The sequence below is a fragment of the Paracoccus stylophorae genome, from assembly GCF_028553765.1.
Lineage (GTDB): Bacteria > Pseudomonadota > Alphaproteobacteria > Rhodobacterales > Rhodobacteraceae > Paracoccus > Paracoccus stylophorae.
In genome coordinates, this window is the sequence record NZ_CP067134.1 from 235,208 (window position 1) to 254,590 (window position 19,383).

A 19,383-nucleotide genomic window follows, 5' to 3' on the forward strand; every position below is an offset into this window, starting at 1 on the left:
GCTTTCCGCCCCATTCCACGAACCGCATCGCGAAATCACACGGCGGTCATGTCGCTTCTTCGCGTCAGGGCAGCACGACCCCGGCTGCTTCGGCAAGAAACGGACCGCTCAGCAGACCCGCGGCCACCAGAGCCGTCGCCCCAAGCATCGCAACCGCGCCGCTTGCCCGGCCAAGCGTGGCGGGCGCATCGTCCGGCGGGGCGGCGAAATACATCGGTGCGATGACCCGCGCGTAATAGAACAGCGAGATGACCGTGTTTACCACCGCCGCCAGCGCCAGCCACGCATAGCCGCCATTGATCGTCGCGATGAACAACCCCAGCTTGCCCACGAACCCGATCAGCGGCGGGATGCCGACCAGCGACAGGAACGCCACGATCAGCGCCGCCGCCATTGCAGGCCGGATGCGCGCAAGACCAGTATAATCGCTCAGATCGGTGCGCCCGCGCAGATGGGCGATGATGGCGAACGCGGTCAGGTTGGCCAGTGCATAGGCCGCGAGGAACCAGATCAGCGAGGGCAGAGCGCGCGGGGCGAGATCGGCCACCGCCACCGCCATCAGCGCATAGCCCGATTGCGACACCGACGACCAGCCGATCAGCCGCCGCACATCGGTTTGCCAAAGGGCGGCGAGGTTGCCCAGGGTCATCGTCAGAACCGACAGCACGGCGATCAGCGGGCGCAGCATGTCGGCATCGGGGAACAGATGCACCAGCCGGTAAAGCGCCAGCCCCGCGCCGATCTTGGGCACCACGGTCAGAAACGCCGCCGCCGGCACCGGCGCACCTTCGGCCACGTCGGGCATCCACGCATGGCCCGGCACCGCCCCCAGCTTGAAGGCAAGGCCGCTGACGATCAGCGCAAGTCCCGTCAGCGCCAGCGGCGACGAAAGATCCGCGCCCTTCAGCGTTGCATAATCGCTGGTGCCAGCCATGCCCATCACCAGGATCACCCCGATCACCAGCAAAGCGTTGGCCAGCGCGCCGATCAGGAAATATTTCATCCCCGCCTCGACCGACAGCGCCCAGTCGCGGTGCCAAGCGGCCAGCACATAGCCGGTGACCGAGGACAGCAGCACCGCCATGACAAGCTGCATCAGGTCCGCCGCGCCTGCCATGGCGATGGCGCCGAGCGCGGAAAACAGCGTCATGGTGTAGAACTCGCCATGCCGCCGATCCTGTTCGAACCAGCGCGGCGCGAGGATCAGGCACAGCGCCGTCGCGACCGCGATCATCCCCCGCGCCCAGAGGGTCACGCCATCCAGCGCCCAGGTGCCCGAGAAGGTCAGCCGTGCGGCGTCCGCCTGCGCGAAGGCCCAGAGCGCAGCCACCGCCAGCGCGACAAGGGCAGGGGCCAGGCACCAGCCCAACCGCCGCTGCGGCAGCACCATCGCGCAGAGCAGCGCCGCGATGGCCCCCGCGATCAATGCGATCTCGGGGCCAAGATCGGCGACGGGCATCTCAGCCGCCCCCGAAGGTCAGCGCCGCGTCCGCCCCGATCATGTCCAGCAGCCAGGCCGGCCAGACCCCGATCAGCACGACAAGTGCCAGAAGGGCTGCGAGAATGCAGATTTCCGCGCGCGTCAGGTCGGTAAAGCCGTCGAGCAAAGGCGGCCTGTCGCCGAAGAAGATCCGTTGCAGCATGCCAAGGAACAAGGCCGCCGTGACAATCAGGCCCAGCAGCGCCAGCGCCGCCAGCCACGGCCAGACGGCAAAGGCGCCGATGAAGATCTGCACCTCGGCCACGAAACCGGCCAGCCCCGGCAGGCCGAGCGAGGCGAAGCTCGCCAGCCCCATCGCCGCCATCATGCGCGGTGCATTGCCCGCCAGCCCGCCGTAATGGCCGAGGTCATACTCTTGCGTGCGCGCCCAGAACGCCCCCGCGATCAGGAACAGCGCACCGGTGATCAGGCCGTGTGCCACCATCTCGACCATGGCGCCGGTCAGCGCCAGATCGCGCGCGGCCTCGTGCCCGGTGACGGCCGAGCCTGCGACGGCGATGCCCAGCACCGCATAGCCCATGTGGTTCACGGAGGTATAGGCGATGCGCCGCTTCAGGTTCTCCTGCGCGAAGGCGACGATGCTGCCCCACAGGATCGAGATGAGCGCGACGATGCCGATGGCCAGCGCATACGTCGCAAAGGTCTCGCGCATCATCTGCATGGCGATGCGCACAAGGCCATAGGTGCCCATCTTCAGCAGCACCCCCGCAAGGATCGCCGAGGCCGGTCCCGGCGCGTCCACATGCGCCGGCGGCAGCCAGGTGTGCACCGGAAAGAGTGGCGTCTTGATGGCGAAGCCGATGACGAAGCCCAGAAGGATCAGGCCCGCGCGCAGATCCATCCCCGCCACCGGCTGCAACGCGATCAGATCGCGCATGTCGAAGGTCAGCGGATCGGTCATCAGCACCAGCGCGATGATCGCCAGCAGGATCAGCAGCGATCCGGCCAGCGTGTAGAGAAAGAATTTCAGCGCCGCGCGCTGCGCATCGCCATGCCCCCAGCGGCCGATCAGGAAATACATCCCCACCAGGCTGAGATCGAAGAACACGTAAAAAAGCAGCAGATCGAGCGTCAGGAACAGTCCCAGCGAGGCGCCTTCCAGAAACAGGAACCACGCGTAATATTGCCGTGCGTTCACCTCGCGCTCCATCGGCCAGGCGATGGCGGCGACGAACAAAAGCCCGCTCATCAGCGCCAGCGGCAGCGAGATGCCATCGACGCCGACGCGCCAGGCGACGCCGAGAGCCGGAATCCACGGCGCTTCCTGCACCGCCTGAAACCCGCCGCCCTGAGTGAAGCCTGCCCAGACCACGACCAGCGCCAGCAGCGCCAGCGCCGCCGTGGCGATGGCGATGGCGCGTGACACACGCGCCGAAAGGGGCGCAAACGCCAGCAGAGTGGCGGCGGCGAAAGGCAACACGATGGCGAAAGTCAGCATGTCAGAGCTTTCCCAGAATCAGCATCAGAATGGCCAGCAGCGCACCGATCCCGAATATCGCGTAATAATGATGCGACAGTCCGTTTTGCAGCCGCCGCGCATCCGCGCCGCTGCGCGCGGCGAGGCGCGCGGCGCCTTCTGGCAGACCGTCGCTCAGCCTCTCGCCGGGGCCCCCGCTCAACCGTGCAAGCGCGCGCGTCATGGCGGTAATTTGCCATACGGCCGCATTGATCAGTCTTTGATCGGCCTGCATCGCGCCCCAGGCCCGCTGTCCGCCGCGCGCGACACTTCGCGCGCCCCAGGCCGCGCCGCGCGGGATCGCGTCCAGCACAGTGTCGTCCAGATATGCGGAAAGGGCCGCGAGACGCTCGAATGGCTGCACGATGCGGTGTCCGATCAGCGCAGGCAGGCCCAGCCAATCGGCGGCTTGCGGTTCTGGCGCAGTCTCGCGCCGCGCCAGCGTCAGCCCCGCCAGCAGGCCCACGGCAAGCAGCGCCAGCGAGGCGGCAATCTCCAGCGCTCCCCCCTCGGGCAGGCGCATCGGCAAAGAGGCCTGCACCGGATCAAGCCACAGCAGGCCCAGCGCGGCGCAGGTCAGCGCCAGCGCACCCAGCGCGGCAATCTCGGGCCAGTGCGGTCGTGCCTTGGGCTCCGCGTCTCCCGGTCCATAGGCCAGAAACCAGAACCGCACGGCATAGGCGGCCGACAGCGCGCCCGCGACCATCACCGCAAGCCCCAGCCAGAGGCTGTGATGGCTGGCGGCGGCGGTGATCTGCTCCTTGCTCCACGCCGCACCCAAGGGCGGCACGGCAGCCAGCGCCAAAGCGGCCAGCGCAGTCAGCCCGGCTGTCCAGGGCAGGGCGCGCATATATCCCATCTCGTGCAGCCGATAGGTTCCGGCCGCCTCTCCGGCGATGCCAGCCGACAGGAACAGCGGCGCCTTGAACGCGGCATGGGTCACCAGATGCGCCACCGCAACGCCCGGATAACCCGCGCCGACCGCCACGAATATCAGCCCCAGCTGCGCCGAAGTCGACCCCGCCAGCAGCTTTTTCGCGTGCCCCTGCATCACCGCCACAGCACCACCCGTCAGCGCGGTGAGCAGGCCAAGCGCGATCACCGCGCCGCTCCAACCCGGTGCCGGGGCCAGCCACGGATGCAGCCGCGCCAGCAGGTAGGCCCCTGCCGCAACCATCGTCGCCGCATGCAGCAGCGCCGAGACCGAAGACGGGCCGTCCATCGCGCGGAACAGCCACGGCGCGAACGGCCCTTGCCCCGCCTTCGCCCCGGCGGCGATCAGAATTCCGAACGCGGCCAGTGCCAGCGGGACACCATCCAGCCGGCCGAGCGCGGCATAGTCCAGCGCGCCGGCCCCGCTCCATGTCGCCATCAGCGCCAGGAACAGGCCCAGATCGCCCAGCCGCGTCGTCACAAACGCATAGCGTCCCGAGGCCATGTTCGCGCCATCGCGCCACTGGTGCCCGATCAGCGCCCAGGAACAGAAACCCATGACCTCCCATCCGATCAGCAGGGTCAGCAGGTCGGCGGCGACGACCGCCAGTTCCATCGCGCCGATGAATATCAACATCAGGCCCAGCAGCCGCGCCAGCCCGCGCGCCTCCTCATGCGCGGCGGCGAAAACCAGCACCGCCAGCGCCACCGCCGGGACGGTGATCGCGACCGCCCCCGAAAGCGGCGTCAGCGCAAGGTGCAACTCCAGCCCCGCGCCCCAGGCGAAACCGCCCTGCCAGCCCTGCGCGGCGGCCAGCACCGCCAGCAACAGCGTCGCCGCCGCCGCCCCACCGGCCACCAGGCCGAGGCGCAGGCGGCTGCCATCGCCCAAGGACCAGAGCGCCAGCCCGGCCAGCGCCGGAAAGAGGGGGAGCGCCCACAGCATCAATGCCTCATGGTCCTCAGGCTTTCGGTCATGTCCGCCTGCCGCTTGCGATAGACGGCAACGACCAGCGCAAAGCCCACCGCCATCTCGACCGCCATCACCGCCATGACGATGATCGCCAGCAACTGCCCCTCGGGCGCGCCGCCAAGCGAGAACGACCAGAACCCGATCACCGCCAGGATCGCGCCGTTCAGCATCAGCTCCAGCCCCATCATCAGCATGACAAAGCTTTGCTGCGACAGCGCGCCGTAAAGCCCGATACCGATCAGCGCGGCGGCGACGATCAGGACCGACACCAGCGTCATCTCAATGCCCTCCGTGGTGATGATGGCCGCCGCCGTCATCGGGCTTGCGCCCTGCCGGTTCGCCGCCCGGGGTCAGGCCGGGCGGCACCGATCCGGTATCGGATGCGCCATAGCGTCCCGAATGCGCCGACAGCACCACCGCACCGATCATGGTGGCCAGCAGCGTCACGCCCGCCGTCTCGAAGATCAGCATCGACGGGCCCAGCAATTCGTGGCCCAGATTGCGCACGACATCGACACCTTCGGGCACCCGGTGCGACGGCAGGTCCGACAGCAGCACCGCCGCCGACAGCCCGGCAAAGGCGACGATCCCGGCGGCGATGGAAAATCGGTGCTGATGCACCATCACCATCGGGTTCAGCCCGGCGGGGTTCATCATGAACATGACCATGAACAGCGCCATGACCATCATCTCGACCGCCATCATGAAGATCGTGGCGATGCCGATATAAGGCGCGGCCAGCAGCACCGCGATCAGGCCGACGGCGATGAAGGATACCATCAGCTGGAACGAAGCGCGCACCATTGAATCGACGCGGAACACCCGCCAGCCCGACCAGATCGCCAGTGCCGACAGCGCGAGGAAGAGCGCGTCTGTCATGGCAGCACCTCCACCCCCACCAGCGCCAGATTGGCGAAGGACAGGGGCAGCAGCACGACCCAGAGGAAGGTCAGCATCCGCGCGGGGGGCATCCGCGCGAAGAAGCGGCCGGCGGCCACCGTTGCGGCCATCACCGCCAGCGTCTTCAGAAGCAACCAGAGCGGCCCCGGCAGCACCGGACCCAGATGGCCGCCGAGGAAGGCCGTGGCCGCCATGGCCGAGAACGCCACCAGCATCGCGGCGCGCGCGAAGTGCCACAGCGCCAGCGCCGGTCCGCTTTCCTCGGCCGAGGTGCCGCCGGCCAGTTCCGCGCCGTCCGCGTAATCGAACGGCCCGCGCAGGGTGATCGCCAGCCCCAGCGCCATGAACAGCGGCAGGCCCAGCGGCTGGCGGATGACGTTCCAGATCTCGCGCTGCGCCTCGACCACCTCGACCACCGACAGCGATCGTGCCGGCAGCGCCGCGCCGATCAGCACGAACATTGACAGCAGCATCGCCGGCAGGGCGATGGCGACATAGCGATAGGCGCCGATCAGCGGCAGCGGCGCGTTCGGCGACCAGCCGTGCAGGAAGACGACCACCACCGTCAGCGCCTCGCAGGCCCCCCACAGGACGAGGCCGGTCGACAGATTGCTGCCCACCACGCCCGGCGCCAGCGGCACCACCGACAGGCCAACCAGCGCCAGCGCCAGATACCAGCCCGGCGCCAGCAGACGGTTCAGCCGATCGGGTGCCTCGGTGGGCGTGTTCGGACGCAGCAGCAGCGCCGCGCCGTTTCGCAGCGGGCCGATCAGGATTGCGCCGCGACCGGTGCCGATCCGGTCGAACATCGCGGCCATCCAGACCAGCGGCGGCAGCGCCAGCAGCAAGGCAAGCGTGGCGACAATCATGCGGCATGCCTTTCCACGCAGGCGGCGCGCAGGCGCGAAGGCGGGAAACTGGCCAGCCACAGCACGGCCTCGGCCCATTCCAGACCGGGCAGCGCCTCGGACAACGTCCCGGGCGTTTCGGCAACCGCCTCGCCGCGCAGCCATGCCGCAAGCCGCCGCCGCATCCCCGAACCCTTGGGCAGGGCCAGCAGCGCGCCGCGTGCCCGCGCCGCGCGCGGCCCGATCCCCAACAGCCGCAGCATCCGCGCGGCGCAAAGACCGGGCGCATCGCCCTGCACCCCCTGCTCGAAAGGCGGCGAGACCACAGAGGCCGAAACGATCACGTCGCCCTGCAAGGCAAGATCCAGCACAAGCCCGGGCGGCAGCATCGGCAGGAACGGGCCGAACCGCGCGGTATAGGCATCCAGCGCCAATCCGTCGCGGATGTCGTCGGCCGTCATCGCCATCGGGCGGCCATAGGGATCGCCCCCCACCATGCCGCGCCCGCCTTGGCCGTGCGGCCCCAGCCCCTGCCACGGATGCGGCGGCACGTTGGGGCGCTGGTCGGGATCGCTTGCCTCTGCCGCAGCCCGGATTGCGGGCAGGGGATCGTCGCCCGCCACGGCCTCGCCGCGCGCAAACAGCGGCGCGGCCTGCCACCAGACGGTGCCGCGCGGGCGCGGAAGCTGCGCGTGCAACCGCTCCAGCGCCGTCTTGTGGGCCGCATCGACCGCGCCGGCGACCAGCAGGACGCGGGCGTGGCGGGGGCTGTCCACCAGCCGCAGGCCGGGCCGGCCCCGCAGCCCTTCCACTGGCGCCAGACCATGCGCGCCAACCGCAGCAAATACCGGTATCTCGGCGCCGCGGGCCAGGGCGGAAAGCCAGTTCATTGCCACCTGAACACCCCCTCGCGCCAACCATAGAGGATGCCCACGGACAGAATCCCCAGAAACATGACCATCTCGACCAATGCCGTCAGCCCGGTCTCGACGTAGACCACCGCCCACGGATACATGAACATCATCTCCATCTCGAACGCGATGAAGAGCAGCGTCATGGGGTAATAGCGGACATGAAACCGCTGCCAGGCATGGGTCTCGGGCAGACCGCCCCCAAGGAAGGGCGCACGCTGTGGCCAGGACGCTTCGCTCTGCACGCCGATACGCTGCATCGCGACTGCAAAAGAGACGGCAAGCAGGACAAGGATCAGCGGCACCGCGATGGCGATCATTGCCCGCCTCCGTTCACGTTACGCCTGCGGCGTTCCGGGTGCTTCACCACGCTCCAAATGACGCCGCGCACAAAAGGGTATCACACTCGACTGCATTCTTGTCAAACCCGCCCGCGGCACCGTGGTCCGACTCCACGAAGGCATTGTCGGTCGGGTTGCCCGGCCATGAGAAGCCGAGCGTGACGATGCCTTGCGAACGGAGGCGATGGATGCCCTACCGCTACGACCAGCATGTTGGCGATCGACTTGGCAAAAAAGGCAGACTTAAAGTCTGCGCGATCGCTGCGGATGGGACGGTCCTATACAGATGGGTGATGTCCCGAATCCGTCTTGCGGCGCTCCTGGCGGAGCAACCCGCTTGCGTGGTGGCGACGGAAGCCGGAAAGGCCAAGTTTTCTGGAATGGCGGTGTCGGAGGCCAAACGGCTGAAGGCCCTTTCCGGGCCGTCAGAGCGGCGCGCGTGCCAGATAGCCGGAACTGACCGGAAGACGGTCCTGCTCAATTGCAGCGTGCACCGGATACAGTCCCCGGTTCAGGCCGGCGCTGGCGTCCATCTGGAAGGCCGCATCGCGCCAGTCGCCGGCCAGATTGCGCAGAGCGATCGCGGATGCCTTGCGACAGCAGTAATCGATCCTCGTCCTGAACATCGCCGCGCCGGTCAGCCCGTCACGACGCGTGCGGATCACCTTCGCCAGCATCGGCATCCTCCATCATCTGGCGCAGGAACGCCGCGACCGCGCGCGCCCGATCCCGCGCCCGCGCGGCATCCGCGCCGCGACCTGCCGCCGAAAGCGCCTGTTCCGCCTCGGCGAGCCAGCCGCCCACCATCCCCAGAAACCCCACCGACCGCGCCCGGTTGGGCGGGATCGTATCCTCATCCATCCCCGTCTGGCGCAGGAACGCCGCGGCCGATCCATGGCCCAGCCGCCGTGCAGTTCTCTCGATCCGTGCATGCTCGGCCAAGCAAGACTGAACTGGCCAAGCCCTCTACGCTGATGATGGCGGCGCAGACGAAATGGCGCAACCTCGACGGCCAGATCCGCGTTCTCGACGTCATCGCAGGTGTTGAGTTCCGCGATGGCCTCCGCCAGCTTCGAACCACCGCCTGATCGGGCGTCACCAACGTCCCCGCGCTTATCTCGCCGTCCTGCCGATCGTATCAACAACATGGTTCACCCAGGGCTAAGATCGTCTTTGATTCGATCAGGAGAAGCGCATGACCGGAATTCCCGAACGGATGGCGGGCGTCCTGTTGAAGGGCCATGGCGGCCTCGATCGGCTGGAATACAGGACCGATATTCCCGTGCCGATGCCCGGAGAGGGCGAGGTTCTGGTGCGTGTGACGGCCACCGCCAAGAACAACACCGACCGCAAGGTGCGCGAGGGGCTCTATTCGACCGAACGCGACGACCATGTCACCTCCTTTCAGTTGGGCGAAGAGCCGACACTGCGTTTCCCCCGCATTCAGGGAGCCGACGTGGTGGGCCGCGTTGCGGCGACGGGCGCCGGCGTCGATTCCGCGCGCATGGGTGATCGTGGGCTTCTGGACTTCAACATCTACGCCGATGCGCGCGAGCATCTGAACCTCGTGCCCGATTATGTCGGACACGGGCGGGATGGCGGCTTCGCCGACTATGTCGTCGTGCCATCGGCGCAGTTCCACACCATCGCGCGCCCCGACCTGGCCGATGCGGAGCTGGCGACCCTCGGCATGTGCTCTTACCAGACGGCGTTCCGGATGCTGAACGCGGCCCGTATTGCGGCGGGAGAGCATGTCTTGGTGACCGGCGCAAGCGGCGGTGTCGGAACGGCGCTGATCCAGCTGTGCCGCCTGCTTGGCGCCGTGCCGCATGCGGTGTCGAGTCCGGGCAAGGATGAGGCGCTCGTCGCGCTCGGCGCCGAGACCGTGATCGACAGAAGTCGCGTCACCGACTGGCCGAAAGCTGTCGACAAGGCCACCGGAGGGGTCGTGATCGACGCGGTGATGGACCTGGTGGGCGGAGCGTTGACCAACCCGCTTGTCGACGTGATGACCCGGCGCATGAGTGCAAGGACCAGCTATCCACGGCTGTCGATCGCCGGCGCAAGCGCGGGCAATGTGACCGAGATCCTGTGGACGAAGATCTACCTGAACCAGGTGCAGATCTTCGGCGTCTCGCATGGCACACGCGCCGAGGCCGACCGGCTTGTCGGCTGGATCCGCGCGGGGGCTTTGCAGCCGGTCCTGCACCGGACATTCAGACTGTCCGACATCCACGCGGCCGAGCGCTGTTTCATGGATCGCGACAGCGATTTCATCGGCAAGATCGTCCTCGTGCCCGACGGAGAATGGCAGCAGCATGGCGCGCCGTTCGCGGATACGGGGGGTGGGCGATGAAGGTCAGGCAGCGCGGGGAAGAGCGGCATTCGGCTTCGGAACGGGCCGCGCCGCGGCTGGCGGGGCTGCGGGCGGTCGCCCCCGGCGCCCCTTGTCGATGAATGCGCGGCATTCACGATCTGATGACCGGCCGCGGCCGCAAGGGCCGGATCATGAACCGCGCAAAGCGTCACGTCCTGCGCCGCCGCGCTGCCGCCAACCCGCATCCATCAGGCCAGCTGGTGCGGCTGCGCCTCGGTCGGGCTGGCCGATACTCAGCCAGAGCACAAGATCGCGGCCGACGGGATGAGCCGGTCGTTCCCGTCGCCACGCGCGAGGCGCTGGCTGGGTAGCTCTCCGGTCTGACGCGCAAGGACTGGACGCGCCGCCGAGCCAGCGTAGAGCAATTAATTGATAAGACGCATGGGACATAGTTGCTTGCACCCCGCGAATGGGGATGAACTGGCCCCCCTTTCGACCGGACACTCGGGCATAACCATCGAGGCTTAGGGAATATCCCTAAGCACGTGCTTGTGTCTGACTATGAGATCATCACCGATGGGGGCCGCAGGCGCCGCTGGTCGTCATCCGATAAGCTACGGATTGTCGAGGAGACGCTGGACGAGACCGCCAGCATCTCGGTCGTTGCGCGCCGCAATGGCGTAGCACCAAACCTGCTGTATCGTTGGCGTCGTCTGATGCTGGAGGGAGGGGCCGTGGCCGTATCTGGGGACGATGACGTCACAAGCAATCGGGCCGTGCGACAGATGGAGGACCGCATCCGCGAGCTGGAGCGCCAGCTTGGGCGCAAGACGCTGGAAGTCGAGATCCTGAAGGAAGCCCTCGACAAGTCACGCTCAAAAAAACTGACGTGGCATGTGCAGTCGCAGCCGAAGGACGGTTCCCAATGAGCGTCGTGGCCGAGACCCTGGGCGTCTCCAGATTGAACCTGCACGCCCGAGTGACGGGAAGCGCGAAGCCGCGTCGGCGCTACTATAAAGCGCAAGATGCGGCGGTGGTGCCGCTGATCACCAAGCTCGTGGCAGCGCGACCGACCTATGGCTATCGCCGCATAACGGCCATCCTGAACCGGCAATTACGGGCGTAAGACGCAGCGCCTGTTAACCACAAACGCGTCTACCGGATCATGCAGGCCCAGAATTTGCTCTTGGCGCGGCCATACACCGAGCGAACCGACCGCGCCCACAACGGCAAGGTCGTGACGCTACGCTCGAACCAGCGCTGGTGCAGTGATGGCTTCGAGGTCACTTGCTGGACTCGGACGTGCGCGACATGACGCTGGCGGCGGTCGAGGCGCGGTTCGGCGGCTATCGCGCGCCGCACCAGGTCGAGATGCTCACCGACGACGGCTCGCCCTACATCGCCAAGGGCACCCGCATCTTCGCCCGGCAGCTCGGCTTGAAGCCCTGCTACACGCCGGTAAAGAGCCCGCAGAGCAATGGTCTCTCAAAGGCTTTCGTCAACACGTTGAAGCGGGATTACGTGAACGTCACGCCGCTGCCAGACGCCGCCACCGTCCTTGAATTGATCGCCGGTTGGCTCGAGGACTATAACGACAATCACCCGCACTCAGGGCCGAAGATGCGCTCACCACGCGAGTTCATCGCAGCTCAAACCGCAACCGCCTGAGTGTCCGGTGAAACGGGGGCAAGATCATATCGCGCTGGCCCATCTTCGACGTCCGCCCGAGCCGCTCCTTGCCGCCGCTCGAATATTGTCTCGGCGTGAGGCCGACCCAGGCCGCGAAGTCGCGCCCTTTCGAAAAGGTCTCCATGGGTAGCGCGAAGGTGGTGATTGCCGCGGCGGTGATCGGCCCCACGCCGGGAATCGTCGTAAGCCGGCGCGCGGTTTCGTTGGTGCCTGCGCATCGGCGCAGCTCGATATCCAGGCTCGCAATCTTCCCGCTCAAATCCGCGATCTGGCCGAGCAGTAACCGCGACAGGTCTCGGACCCCCACAGGCAAAGCGCCTACGTCGCCGTCAACGACCGCGGCGAGGCGGCCGACATGGGCAGGACCAACGGGGGCGAGGATGCCTTTCGGCCAAATGGGCCCGAAGGGCGTTGATCTTCTGCGTGCGCTGCCGGACCAGGAGATCGCGGGTGCGGTAGACCATCGCCGCCGATTGCTGCTCTTAGCTCTTCACGGCCATGAACCGCATTGTCGGGCGGGACGCGGCCTCAGCGATCGCCTCCGCATCGGCCATGTCGTTCTTCTGGCGTTTCACGAACGGCTTCACGTAGGCCGGCGGGATCAGCCGGACATCATGACCGAGTTCACCAATCGCCCGACCCCAGTGGTGGGCGCTCGCGCAGGCTTCCGTTGCCACCACGCAAGGCGGGTGCTCACCGAGAAACTTCAGCAACTGCGCTCGTGATAACTTGCGCCGGAACAAGACCGCCCCGTCGGCTGCGGCAGCATGTGCCTGGAACACGTTCTTGGCCAGATCCAGGCCAATGATGCTAACCTCGTTCATGGACGCTCCTCGTAGCGGTGCTTCAACACCCGCTACCTTGGCACATTCGATGCCGCCGGGGCGTCCACCCCATCGCTTACGAGCCAACCGCCAATTCAGCCAAAGCCACCGCGCGCCTGCTAATAAGTGCCGCGTGACACCAAGCTCGCAAAGCGAAGGGGCGGGAGCGGTTCACCAGAACCCCGCTCCCGCCCCACCGTTGTACGCCGGAGCCGCCATGCCGCTTTCGGGCGACACGGCCAGCATGCCATTGCGGATCGCCGGACGCAGCCCTCAATCGGGCAGGATGCGGATGTCCAGAAGGGCGCATCGCCGCTCGGTCCGCACGACCTTCAGGGCTTCGGCAATCGCCTCTTCCAGGTCCGCCGCCAGTTCCACCCGACGGGAAAAGGCACGGCTGGCCTGGGCCGTCAGGCTGAAGTCCGGGCTGGGATGCAAGGCCGTCAACGGCATCCGATTGGCCCGCGACGCCTCGCCCTTTGGATAGAGCCCGGTCACCGATGCCCGGACGGCGCCCCATTCCTCGTTGTTCAGGACCAGCACCAGAACCGGCAACTCCAGCGCCTCTGCGATCTGATGGCAGGCCGTCGGATTGGAGAACATGTAGGACCCGTCCCCCATGGTCGCCACGACCACCCGGTCGGGATCCGCCAGTTGGGCGCCAAGCGCGGCCGGGAAGCCCCATCCAAGCCCACCCGAATGCGGCTCCTGAAACCAAGAATTGCGGTCCTGCCGCTCCAGCGGGCCCAGCGGGCATCCAAGCTCTGAAAACACGCTGCTTTTCAGACCTTTGAGCGCATTGCTGAGGGCGCGGCCCACACGCGCCTTGGTCAGCCCCTCGTGCATCGCGTGTGTCGACAGCGCATCGATCCCGCGCCGCATCGCCGCAGAGGCCTCGGCCAGCGTGGCACGGCGCCGCTCCAGCATCTCGTGATCACGCGGAAGCGCCTCCATGGCGGCGATCAGCGCCGGGACGGTCGTCGCGCTTTCACCGACAATGGATAGGTCCGAGCGGAAATTGCGCACTGGATAGCGCGAGAATAGCGGATCGCGGCCGATGTGGATGATCCGGGCATCGGGGTTGGGCGGATGATTGTCCGGCCACCACGGTGCAAGGCAATCCAGCACGACCACCACATCCGCTTATGATGATCGCGTTTTCCGTTGGGATAATCCGCCGGAAGGTGGTCATCCAGGCGAAGAACACAATTGCCGCTGCCATGCCGAACCCATTCGGCCCGGCGTCCAGAGCAATGTGGTACTTGCTGATTTTGCACCCACTGCAGGTGGTTCCCCTGCTCTTGACCCAGCTGATGCAATACGTGGCTTGCGCGCTCTGACTGGCGTTGGCGCGGCTCTTCTCGCGTCTGATGCGCTGCAAGACTGGACGGACGCCATGCGGTATCGACGCGTGGATGAGGCAGGCGCAAAACTAGGAGTGGATGTCACAACTGTCGAAGGTCGCTTGGCCGCAACAGCCTATGCCTTCGTGCAGGAAGGGATCAGTAGCGGCGGATACCCCGTTCTGCCCAAGAACTCTGAATTTGCGCGCATCGGCGCTGAAGCCGCTGCGCTTTACGAGTTGTTGAACCCCGGCACCATTCTGGAAACAGACGCAGGCGGCGATCCTGTCAAACAGCGCGCCTTGCAGGATTTCATCGAAGCCGCCGGAGAAGCGTTCGCACGCGGGGATTTGCAGCTTCAGGAAGGTGAACTGGCGCGAGGCTGGGTCGAGGTCTTCCCAGAACTGACGGAGGATCAGCGCCGCTTGGGAGAGTTGCCCGGCTTCACCCCGGCACGGATCGAGCAGTGGCTAGAGGCCTATCCTATCGAAGAACTGGGCCTGCCAAACAACACCGGGTCCCCCATTCCCGGCGACCCGACCGACAACATCATTTTGAACCGCTCCGGGTTTGCCGGAGGCTCCAACTCCTGAGTAGGATGGAGCATCATGAGCAAGACGACGAACAAGTTTTCCCCTGAAGTGCGCGAGCGGGCGGTCCGGCTGGTCCTCGATAACGAGGGTCAGCATGGCTCGCGTTGGCAGGCGATCATGTCGATTTCAGCGAAGATCGGCTGTTCTGGGCACACCCTGAACGAGTGGGTCAAGAAGGCCGAGGTCGACAGCGGCAAGCGAGCGGGCGTTTCCAGCGAGATGGCCGAACGGATGAAGGCTTTGGAACGCGAGAACCGCGAACTGCGCCAGGCGAACGAGATCCTTCGCAAGGCCAGCGCGTATTTTGCGATGGCGGAGCTCGACCGCCGGTCGAAGTGATGGTGGATTTCATCGATGCGCATCGGAATGCGCACGGGGTCGAGCCGATCTGCTCAGTGCTGCCGATCGCCCCGTCCACCTATTACGATCATCTGGCCAGGCGGACCGACCCGGCGCGGTTGTCGGATCGGGCGCGCCGGGACGAGGTTCTGCGTCCTGAGATCCGTCGGGTCTTCGAAGAGAACTGGCAGGTCTACGGCGCTCGCAAGATCTGGCGGCAATTGCGCCGGGAAGACTTCGACGTGGCCCGTTGCACGGTGGCCAGGCTGATGAGGGTCATGGGTATTCAAGGTGTTATCCGGGGCAAGCCACACCGGACGACGATCCCTGACAAGAAGCTGCCTTGCCCACTGGACCGCGTGAACCGCCAGTTCCGCGTGCCCGCACCGAACATGCTGTGGGTGTCGGATTTCACCTATGTCGCAACCTGGAAAGGGTTCGCCTATGTGGCTTTCGTTATCGACGCCTACGCCCGCAGGATTGTCGGCTGGCGCGTCAGCACCTCTCCTCATGCCGGGTTCGTTCTGGATGCCCTCGAACAGGCCGTCCACGAACGCCGGCCCACCAAGGGCATGGGTCTGGTCCACCATTCGGACCGTGGATCGCAATACCTGTCCATCAAATACACCGAACGGCTGGCCGAAGCAGGCATCGAACCCTCGGTCGGCAGCGTTGGCGACAGTTATGACAACGCCTTGGCTGAGACGATCAACGGGCTCTTCAAGGCCGAGGTCATCCATCGTCGCGGCCCATGGCGCAGCTTCGAGGCCGTCGAATATGCAACCCTCGAATGGGTCGACTGGTTCAACAACCGACGCCTCCTCGAGCCCATCGGGAACGTCCCACCCGCAGAAGCCGAAGCCAACTTCTACGCGGCTCTGGAAACTGAACCCATGGCCGCCTAACTAAGATCAATCAGCCTCCGGCAAACCCGGAGCGGTTCATTTCGACCCCAATCCCGGAAGAGGCTGGGCCGAACATAGTCGCGGTGGAGAACCCGCATTCCATCGACAGCGTATCTATCCCCGAAGACAGGGCGCGGCATATTTTGGACGGTGAAGGTAGGAGCGGCGGCCATCGCTTCGGCACAGGTACCCCAGGAAAGACAGAGTTTCCGGAAAGCTGGTCGGATGATGATATATTGGATGCCATCAAACAGGTTGCCGGGACTGGACTTGTAGACCGCCCCGCTCACCGTGAAGGTGACTTGGTCATCGTTGGCGAGGTAAATGGAGTTACCATTGAGGTCGTCGTAACGCCCAACGGCGAAGTGCGAACCGGGTATCCGTTGAGCGGCGAAGGCGTACGAAGAAATTAGGAGCGAGAATGGACGACAAAGAGGCTATTGATCTTCTCGAGAAGCAGATCGTGACCCTGGAAAAGGCAGGGATTGATATGTCTGGGGATCGCAAATTCTTCTACGTAGGTGAATGGGATTTGGCACTGGAAGGCGTCTACGTCGCTTACAAAAAGCATCCCGGCATACTCGACGCAGCCGAAGTCATGGCACTTGTCGAAGATTTCAGGATGGACACTTCCGAGTTCGACCGCCGCTACTGACGAGATCATTTCGGCGCGAGTCGCAGCGCGCGGCTATGTATCCGATTTGGCCATAACTCGTACGTTTCTGTCACCGGCAAAAACAACCGTTTAAGTCACTCTAGCCCTGGCCAAATTTCAATCGCCAACTCGGCAAGCGCAGTGCCTCGCTCTTCAATCTCAGCTTCTGTCCACTGATCGCGCTTCTCGAACCATTTGTTCAAAAGCAGTCCTGTGTGTTCCTCGAATTTTTTCTTCTTCTTTTTGAAGCTCTTGTTCCCTGACGAAATATTCAACCCTCCCGAGAGAAGCGTCAGGTTGCCCAAGGTATGAAGCTTGGCGTTTCGCGCGATTGTCTCTTGTTCCAAGGAGGCCGGATCAGCCGTGTCGCCGTCAGCTAAAGGCCATTCCTCACCCCATGACTGCGGAAGCACGTGTTCAACCCACAGCCCTTCTGGCCGTTCACCGTGCTCTGCCAGCTTTGTGCGACTTGCGACTTCAAGCTCCCAGAGGATGTCCACCATCCGCCTTTGCAAGCCACGGACCGGGGTGCGCACCGACATGACAGGGGTGATCGGTCGGGATGGCCAAGTGGGTCGCCCACCAGGAACTGACGGCAATGCCCCAGTCTTCGGCCCAGCGGGAAAAGGCGGCAAAGCTTGCCTCGTCGCCGGCACCGCGCTGCGCGATGACAAGCGGCGCCTTGGCGTCGGCCAGCAGCCGCGCCGCTTCCGACAGCGCCGCGGCATCAGGGGCCGCAATGGCCGGGGCCATCGAACTGGGAGCCTCGAGACCCTCGGCTTTGGTCGTTTCGCACAGCACCTCGCGCGGGATCGACAGGTAGACCGGCCCCCGGGGGGTCGAGTTCGAGATGGCATAAGCACGGTCGAGCAGGCCGCAGATCTGCTCGGGGTATTTCAGCTCGTAGTCCCATTTGCAGGACTCGCGCACCAGCGCGGTCTGGTCCCGCATTTCCTGCCCCCACCCGATCGGGACCGTCCGCGCCCCGAACCGCTCTCCCTCTGTCACCGGGGTGCGGCCCGACATCAGGATCATCGGCACATGTTCGCAGGCCGCGTTGATCGCGCCTGTGGCGCCGTTCGACAGGCCCACATTGGTGTGCAGCATCACGGATTGCGCTTTGCCCGACACCAGCCAATAACCATGCGCCATGCTGACAGCGGCATGTTCGTGGGGAATAACCAGCGCTTTCGGCAGGTCGACCCCGCTGGCCTCGGCCTCTGCCAGCCCCTCGATGATCGGCGGAAAGTCGGTGCCGGAATTGGCAAAGACATAGTCGATGCCAAGCGCCTTCAGCCGGGGAAAGATCGCCCCGCCCGCATTGATGACCGGCACCTTGTCGCGCCGGTCGGTGTCGGGATGCCCGATCCCGGTCTCGTTTTCAGACATCAGAACGGATATCCCTGCTGCGGATCTTCCATCGTGACCCAGCGCAGTTCGGTAAAGGAGGCGATCCCCGCCTTGCCACCGAACCGGCCATAGCCGGAGTCTCCGACACCGCCAAAGGGCATCTGGGCCTCATCCTGAACGGTTGCGCCGTTGATATGGCAGATCCCGGCCCGGATGCGCCGGGCAACCGACATTGCGCGGATCATCTCGGTGCCGAAGACCGAAGAAGACAGGCCATAAGCCGTATCGTTCGCCAGTTCGACCGCATGGTCGGTGTCGCGCGCCCGGACGACGCAGACCACAGGGCCGAAGCTCTCTTCGCGGAACAGGTCCATCTGCGGGGTGACGCCATCCACGACCGTTGCGGGCATGACGGTGCCCTCTGCCGGGGCGCCGCCCGCGCGCACCGTCGCGCCCTTGGCGACGGCGTCGTCGATCAGCGCGGAGACACGGTCGACGGTCGAACGGCCGATCACCGACCCAAGCACCACCTGTCCGCGCGGGTCGCCATGGGACAGAGCGGCGGCCCGTTCGGCGAACCGCGCGGCAAAGGCCTCGGCAATCTTCTCATCGACGATGACGCGTTCGGTCGACATGCAGATCTGGCCCTGGTTCATGAAGGCGCCGAAGATGGCGGCATTGACCGCGCCTTCAATGTCCGCGTCATCCAGCACGACAAAGGGAGCCTTGCCGCCTAGTTCCAGCAGCACCGGTTTGAGATGGCGCGCAGCGGTCTCGGCAATGATCCGGCCAACCCGGGTGGACCCGGTAAAGTTGATGTGCCGGACGCTGGGATGCTCGACCAGCGCTGTGACGACTTCGGGGGCGTCTTCCTTGGCATGAGAGACGATATTCAGGACGCCCGCTGGCAGCCCGGCCTCGCTCAGCACCTCGCCGATGGCGGCATGAAGATGCGGGCACATTTCCGAGGCCTTCAGGACCACCGTGTTGCCGCAGGCAATCGGCATCGCAACCGCACGCACGCCGAGGATCATCGGGGCGTTCCAAGGCGCCATGCCCACCACCACGCCGATCGGCTCGCGCATGCTCATGGCAAGGTTTCCCGGCTTGTCCGAGGGAATGACCTCGCCGGTCAGGAAGGTGGTAGACGAAGCGGCCTCGCGCAGGACCTTGGCAGCGAACATAACGTTGAAGCCAAGCCAGCCCCCGGTCGCGCCGGTTTCCGCGATGCCGATGGCAACCAGCTCTTCGGACCGCGCCTCAAGCAGTTCCGCCGCTTTCCACAGAATGGCGCGCCGGGCCGAGGGGCCGGTTGCCGACCAGCCGGGAAAGGCGGCGGCGGCGGCTTCGACGGCCAGATCGACATCGGCTTTCCGACCGGCTGCCGCAACGGTGGCAACTGCGCCGGTGAAGGGGTCGCAGCGCTCGAAGGACGCGCCGTCAACGGCTGCGCGCCGCTCGCCATTGATGAAGATACCGTAGGGTTCAGACATGATTTTGCCTCC

General features: G+C 65.6%; 19 protein-coding genes, 2 pseudogenes and 1 other annotated feature. Of the genes and pseudogenes, 6 read left to right on the forward strand and 15 right to left on the reverse strand.

From position 1 onward, the window contains the following. Nucleotides 1–64 precede the first annotated feature (64 nt). From JHW45_RS01170 to JHW45_RS01215, 10 genes are all read right to left on the reverse strand, one after another. The gene (locus JHW45_RS01170) at nt 65–1,459 is read right to left on the reverse strand and encodes an NADH-quinone oxidoreductase subunit N (protein ID WP_272859145.1); all 1,395 of its coding nucleotides are present in this window, start codon (nt 1,457–1,459) and stop codon (nt 65–67) included. 1 nt (nt 1,460) lies between these two features. Further along, nucleotides 1,461–2,939, reverse strand: a complete 1,479-nt coding sequence (locus JHW45_RS01175; RefSeq protein ID WP_272859146.1) for a complex I subunit 4 family protein — start codon at nt 2,937–2,939, stop codon at nt 1,461–1,463. 1 nt (nt 2,940) lies between these two features. Then, nucleotides 2,941–4,836, reverse strand: coding sequence for an NADH-quinone oxidoreductase subunit 5 family protein (locus JHW45_RS01180; RefSeq protein WP_272859147.1), 1,896 nt, complete (start codon nt 4,834–4,836; stop codon nt 2,941–2,943). Further along, nucleotides 4,836–5,180, reverse strand: coding sequence for an NADH-quinone oxidoreductase subunit NuoK (gene nuoK / locus JHW45_RS01185; protein ID WP_272859148.1), 345 nt, complete (start codon nt 5,178–5,180; stop codon nt 4,836–4,838). The genes JHW45_RS01180 and nuoK overlap by 1 nt, the downstream gene beginning before the upstream one ends. Continuing rightward, nucleotides 5,143–5,742 carry an NADH-quinone oxidoreductase subunit J family protein gene (locus JHW45_RS01190; RefSeq protein ID WP_272859149.1) on the reverse strand — a complete coding sequence of 200 codons (600 nt, stop codon included), beginning with the start codon at nt 5,740–5,742 and terminating at the stop codon, nt 5,143–5,145. The genes nuoK and JHW45_RS01190 overlap by 38 nt, the downstream gene beginning before the upstream one ends. Continuing rightward, nucleotides 5,739–6,632, reverse strand: a complete 894-nt coding sequence (locus JHW45_RS01195) for a complex I subunit 1 family protein (protein ID WP_272859150.1) — start codon at nt 6,630–6,632, stop codon at nt 5,739–5,741. The genes JHW45_RS01190 and JHW45_RS01195 overlap by 4 nt, the downstream gene beginning before the upstream one ends. Continuing rightward, nucleotides 6,629–7,501 (reverse strand): hypothetical protein, encoded by an 873-nt coding sequence (locus JHW45_RS01200; RefSeq protein WP_272859151.1) that lies wholly within the window; start codon nt 7,499–7,501, stop codon nt 6,629–6,631. Before JHW45_RS01200 ends, JHW45_RS01195 begins: the two co-directional genes overlap by 4 nt. Next, on the reverse strand, nt 7,498–7,842 hold the full coding sequence (locus JHW45_RS01205) for an NADH-quinone oxidoreductase subunit A (protein WP_272859152.1): 345 nt from the start codon (nt 7,840–7,842) through the stop codon (nt 7,498–7,500). The genes JHW45_RS01200 and JHW45_RS01205 overlap by 4 nt, the downstream gene beginning before the upstream one ends. A 446-nt stretch (nt 7,843–8,288) precedes the next feature. Then, nucleotides 8,289–8,540, reverse strand: a complete 252-nt coding sequence (locus JHW45_RS01210) for a hypothetical protein (protein ID WP_272859153.1) — start codon at nt 8,538–8,540, stop codon at nt 8,289–8,291. Then, entirely contained in the window at nt 8,509–8,805 is a 297-nt protein-coding gene (locus JHW45_RS01215) for a hypothetical protein (protein ID WP_272860658.1), read from the reverse strand. Before JHW45_RS01215 ends, JHW45_RS01210 begins: the two co-directional genes overlap by 32 nt. Nucleotides 8,806–9,079: 274 nt before the next feature. On the opposite strand from JHW45_RS01215, the gene JHW45_RS01220 reads away from it, so the two are divergent. Together JHW45_RS01220 and JHW45_RS01225 are read left to right on the forward strand one after the other, a co-directional pair. Beyond that, the gene (locus JHW45_RS01220; protein WP_272859154.1) at nt 9,080–10,219 is read left to right on the forward strand and encodes an alcohol dehydrogenase catalytic domain-containing protein; all 1,140 of its coding nucleotides are present in this window, start codon (nt 9,080–9,082) and stop codon (nt 10,217–10,219) included. A gap of 494 nt (nt 10,220–10,713) precedes the next feature. Next, nucleotides 10,714–11,848: pseudogene (locus tag JHW45_RS01225) on the forward strand (IS3 family transposase). 25 nt (nt 11,849–11,873) lie between these two features. Here the strand turns inward: JHW45_RS01225 and JHW45_RS01230 are convergent. Both JHW45_RS01230 and JHW45_RS01235 read right to left on the reverse strand, forming a co-directional pair. Beyond that, nucleotides 11,874–12,693, reverse strand: a pseudogene (locus tag JHW45_RS01230) (IS110 family RNA-guided transposase); the annotation flags it as partial. Nucleotides 12,694–12,966: 273 nt separating this feature from the next. Next, complete coding sequence (locus JHW45_RS01235) at nt 12,967–13,827, reverse strand: thiamine pyrophosphate-dependent enzyme (protein ID WP_272859155.1); 861 nt, start codon at nt 13,825–13,827, stop codon at nt 12,967–12,969. Between the two features lie 262 nt (nt 13,828–14,089). Between JHW45_RS01235 and JHW45_RS01240 the strand changes: the two genes are divergently transcribed. The 4 genes from JHW45_RS01240 to JHW45_RS01250 all read left to right on the forward strand — a co-directional run bounded on the left by JHW45_RS01240 (nt 14,090) and on the right by JHW45_RS01250 (nt 16,528). Continuing rightward, nucleotides 14,090–14,629 carry a hypothetical protein gene (locus tag JHW45_RS01240; RefSeq protein ID WP_272859156.1) on the forward strand — a complete coding sequence of 180 codons (540 nt, stop codon included), beginning with the start codon at nt 14,090–14,092 and terminating at the stop codon, nt 14,627–14,629. Nucleotides 14,630–14,644: 15 nt separating this feature from the next. Then, nucleotides 14,645–15,873 (forward strand): IS3 family transposase gene (locus JHW45_RS01245; RefSeq protein WP_272857835.1). Its coding sequence is split into 2 segments (ribosomal slippage): nt 14,645–14,933 and nt 14,933–15,873, totalling 1,230 coding nucleotides; the frame shifts between segments, so codons are not numbered across the junction. After that, nucleotides 14,926–15,042: a sequence feature (AL1L pseudoknot), on the forward strand. (Overlaps the previous gene by 117 nt.) Nucleotides 15,874–15,956: 83 nt before the next feature. Beyond that, the gene (locus tag JHW45_RS17930) at nt 15,957–16,286 is read left to right on the forward strand and encodes an EndoU domain-containing protein (RefSeq protein WP_419181820.1); all 330 of its coding nucleotides are present in this window, start codon (nt 15,957–15,959) and stop codon (nt 16,284–16,286) included. An 8-nt stretch (nt 16,287–16,294) separates the two neighbouring features. Further along, on the forward strand, nt 16,295–16,528 hold the full coding sequence (locus JHW45_RS01250) for a hypothetical protein (protein ID WP_272859157.1): 234 nt from the start codon (nt 16,295–16,297) through the stop codon (nt 16,526–16,528). 95 nt (nt 16,529–16,623) lie between these two features. Here the strand turns inward: JHW45_RS01250 and JHW45_RS01255 are convergent, their stop codons facing one another. Genes JHW45_RS01255 through JHW45_RS01265 form a run of 3 tightly spaced genes read right to left on the reverse strand, consistent with a single transcriptional unit; the run spans nt 16,624 to nt 19,371 of the window. Beyond that, a complete protein-coding gene (locus tag JHW45_RS01255) occupies nt 16,624–17,031 on the reverse strand; it encodes an HNH endonuclease family protein (RefSeq protein WP_272859158.1) in 408 nt (135 codons plus the stop codon). Continuing rightward, nucleotides 17,006–17,917: a thiamine pyrophosphate-binding protein gene (locus JHW45_RS01260; RefSeq protein ID WP_272859159.1), complete on the reverse strand. Its 912-nt coding sequence runs from the start codon at nt 17,915–17,917 to the stop codon at nt 17,006–17,008. Before JHW45_RS01260 ends, JHW45_RS01255 begins: the two co-directional genes overlap by 26 nt. Then, nucleotides 17,917–19,371 carry an aldehyde dehydrogenase gene (locus JHW45_RS01265; RefSeq protein ID WP_272859160.1) on the reverse strand — a complete coding sequence of 485 codons (1,455 nt, stop codon included), beginning with the start codon at nt 19,369–19,371 and terminating at the stop codon, nt 17,917–17,919. The genes JHW45_RS01260 and JHW45_RS01265 overlap by 1 nt, the downstream gene beginning before the upstream one ends. Between the last annotated feature and the right edge of the window lie 12 nt (nt 19,372–19,383).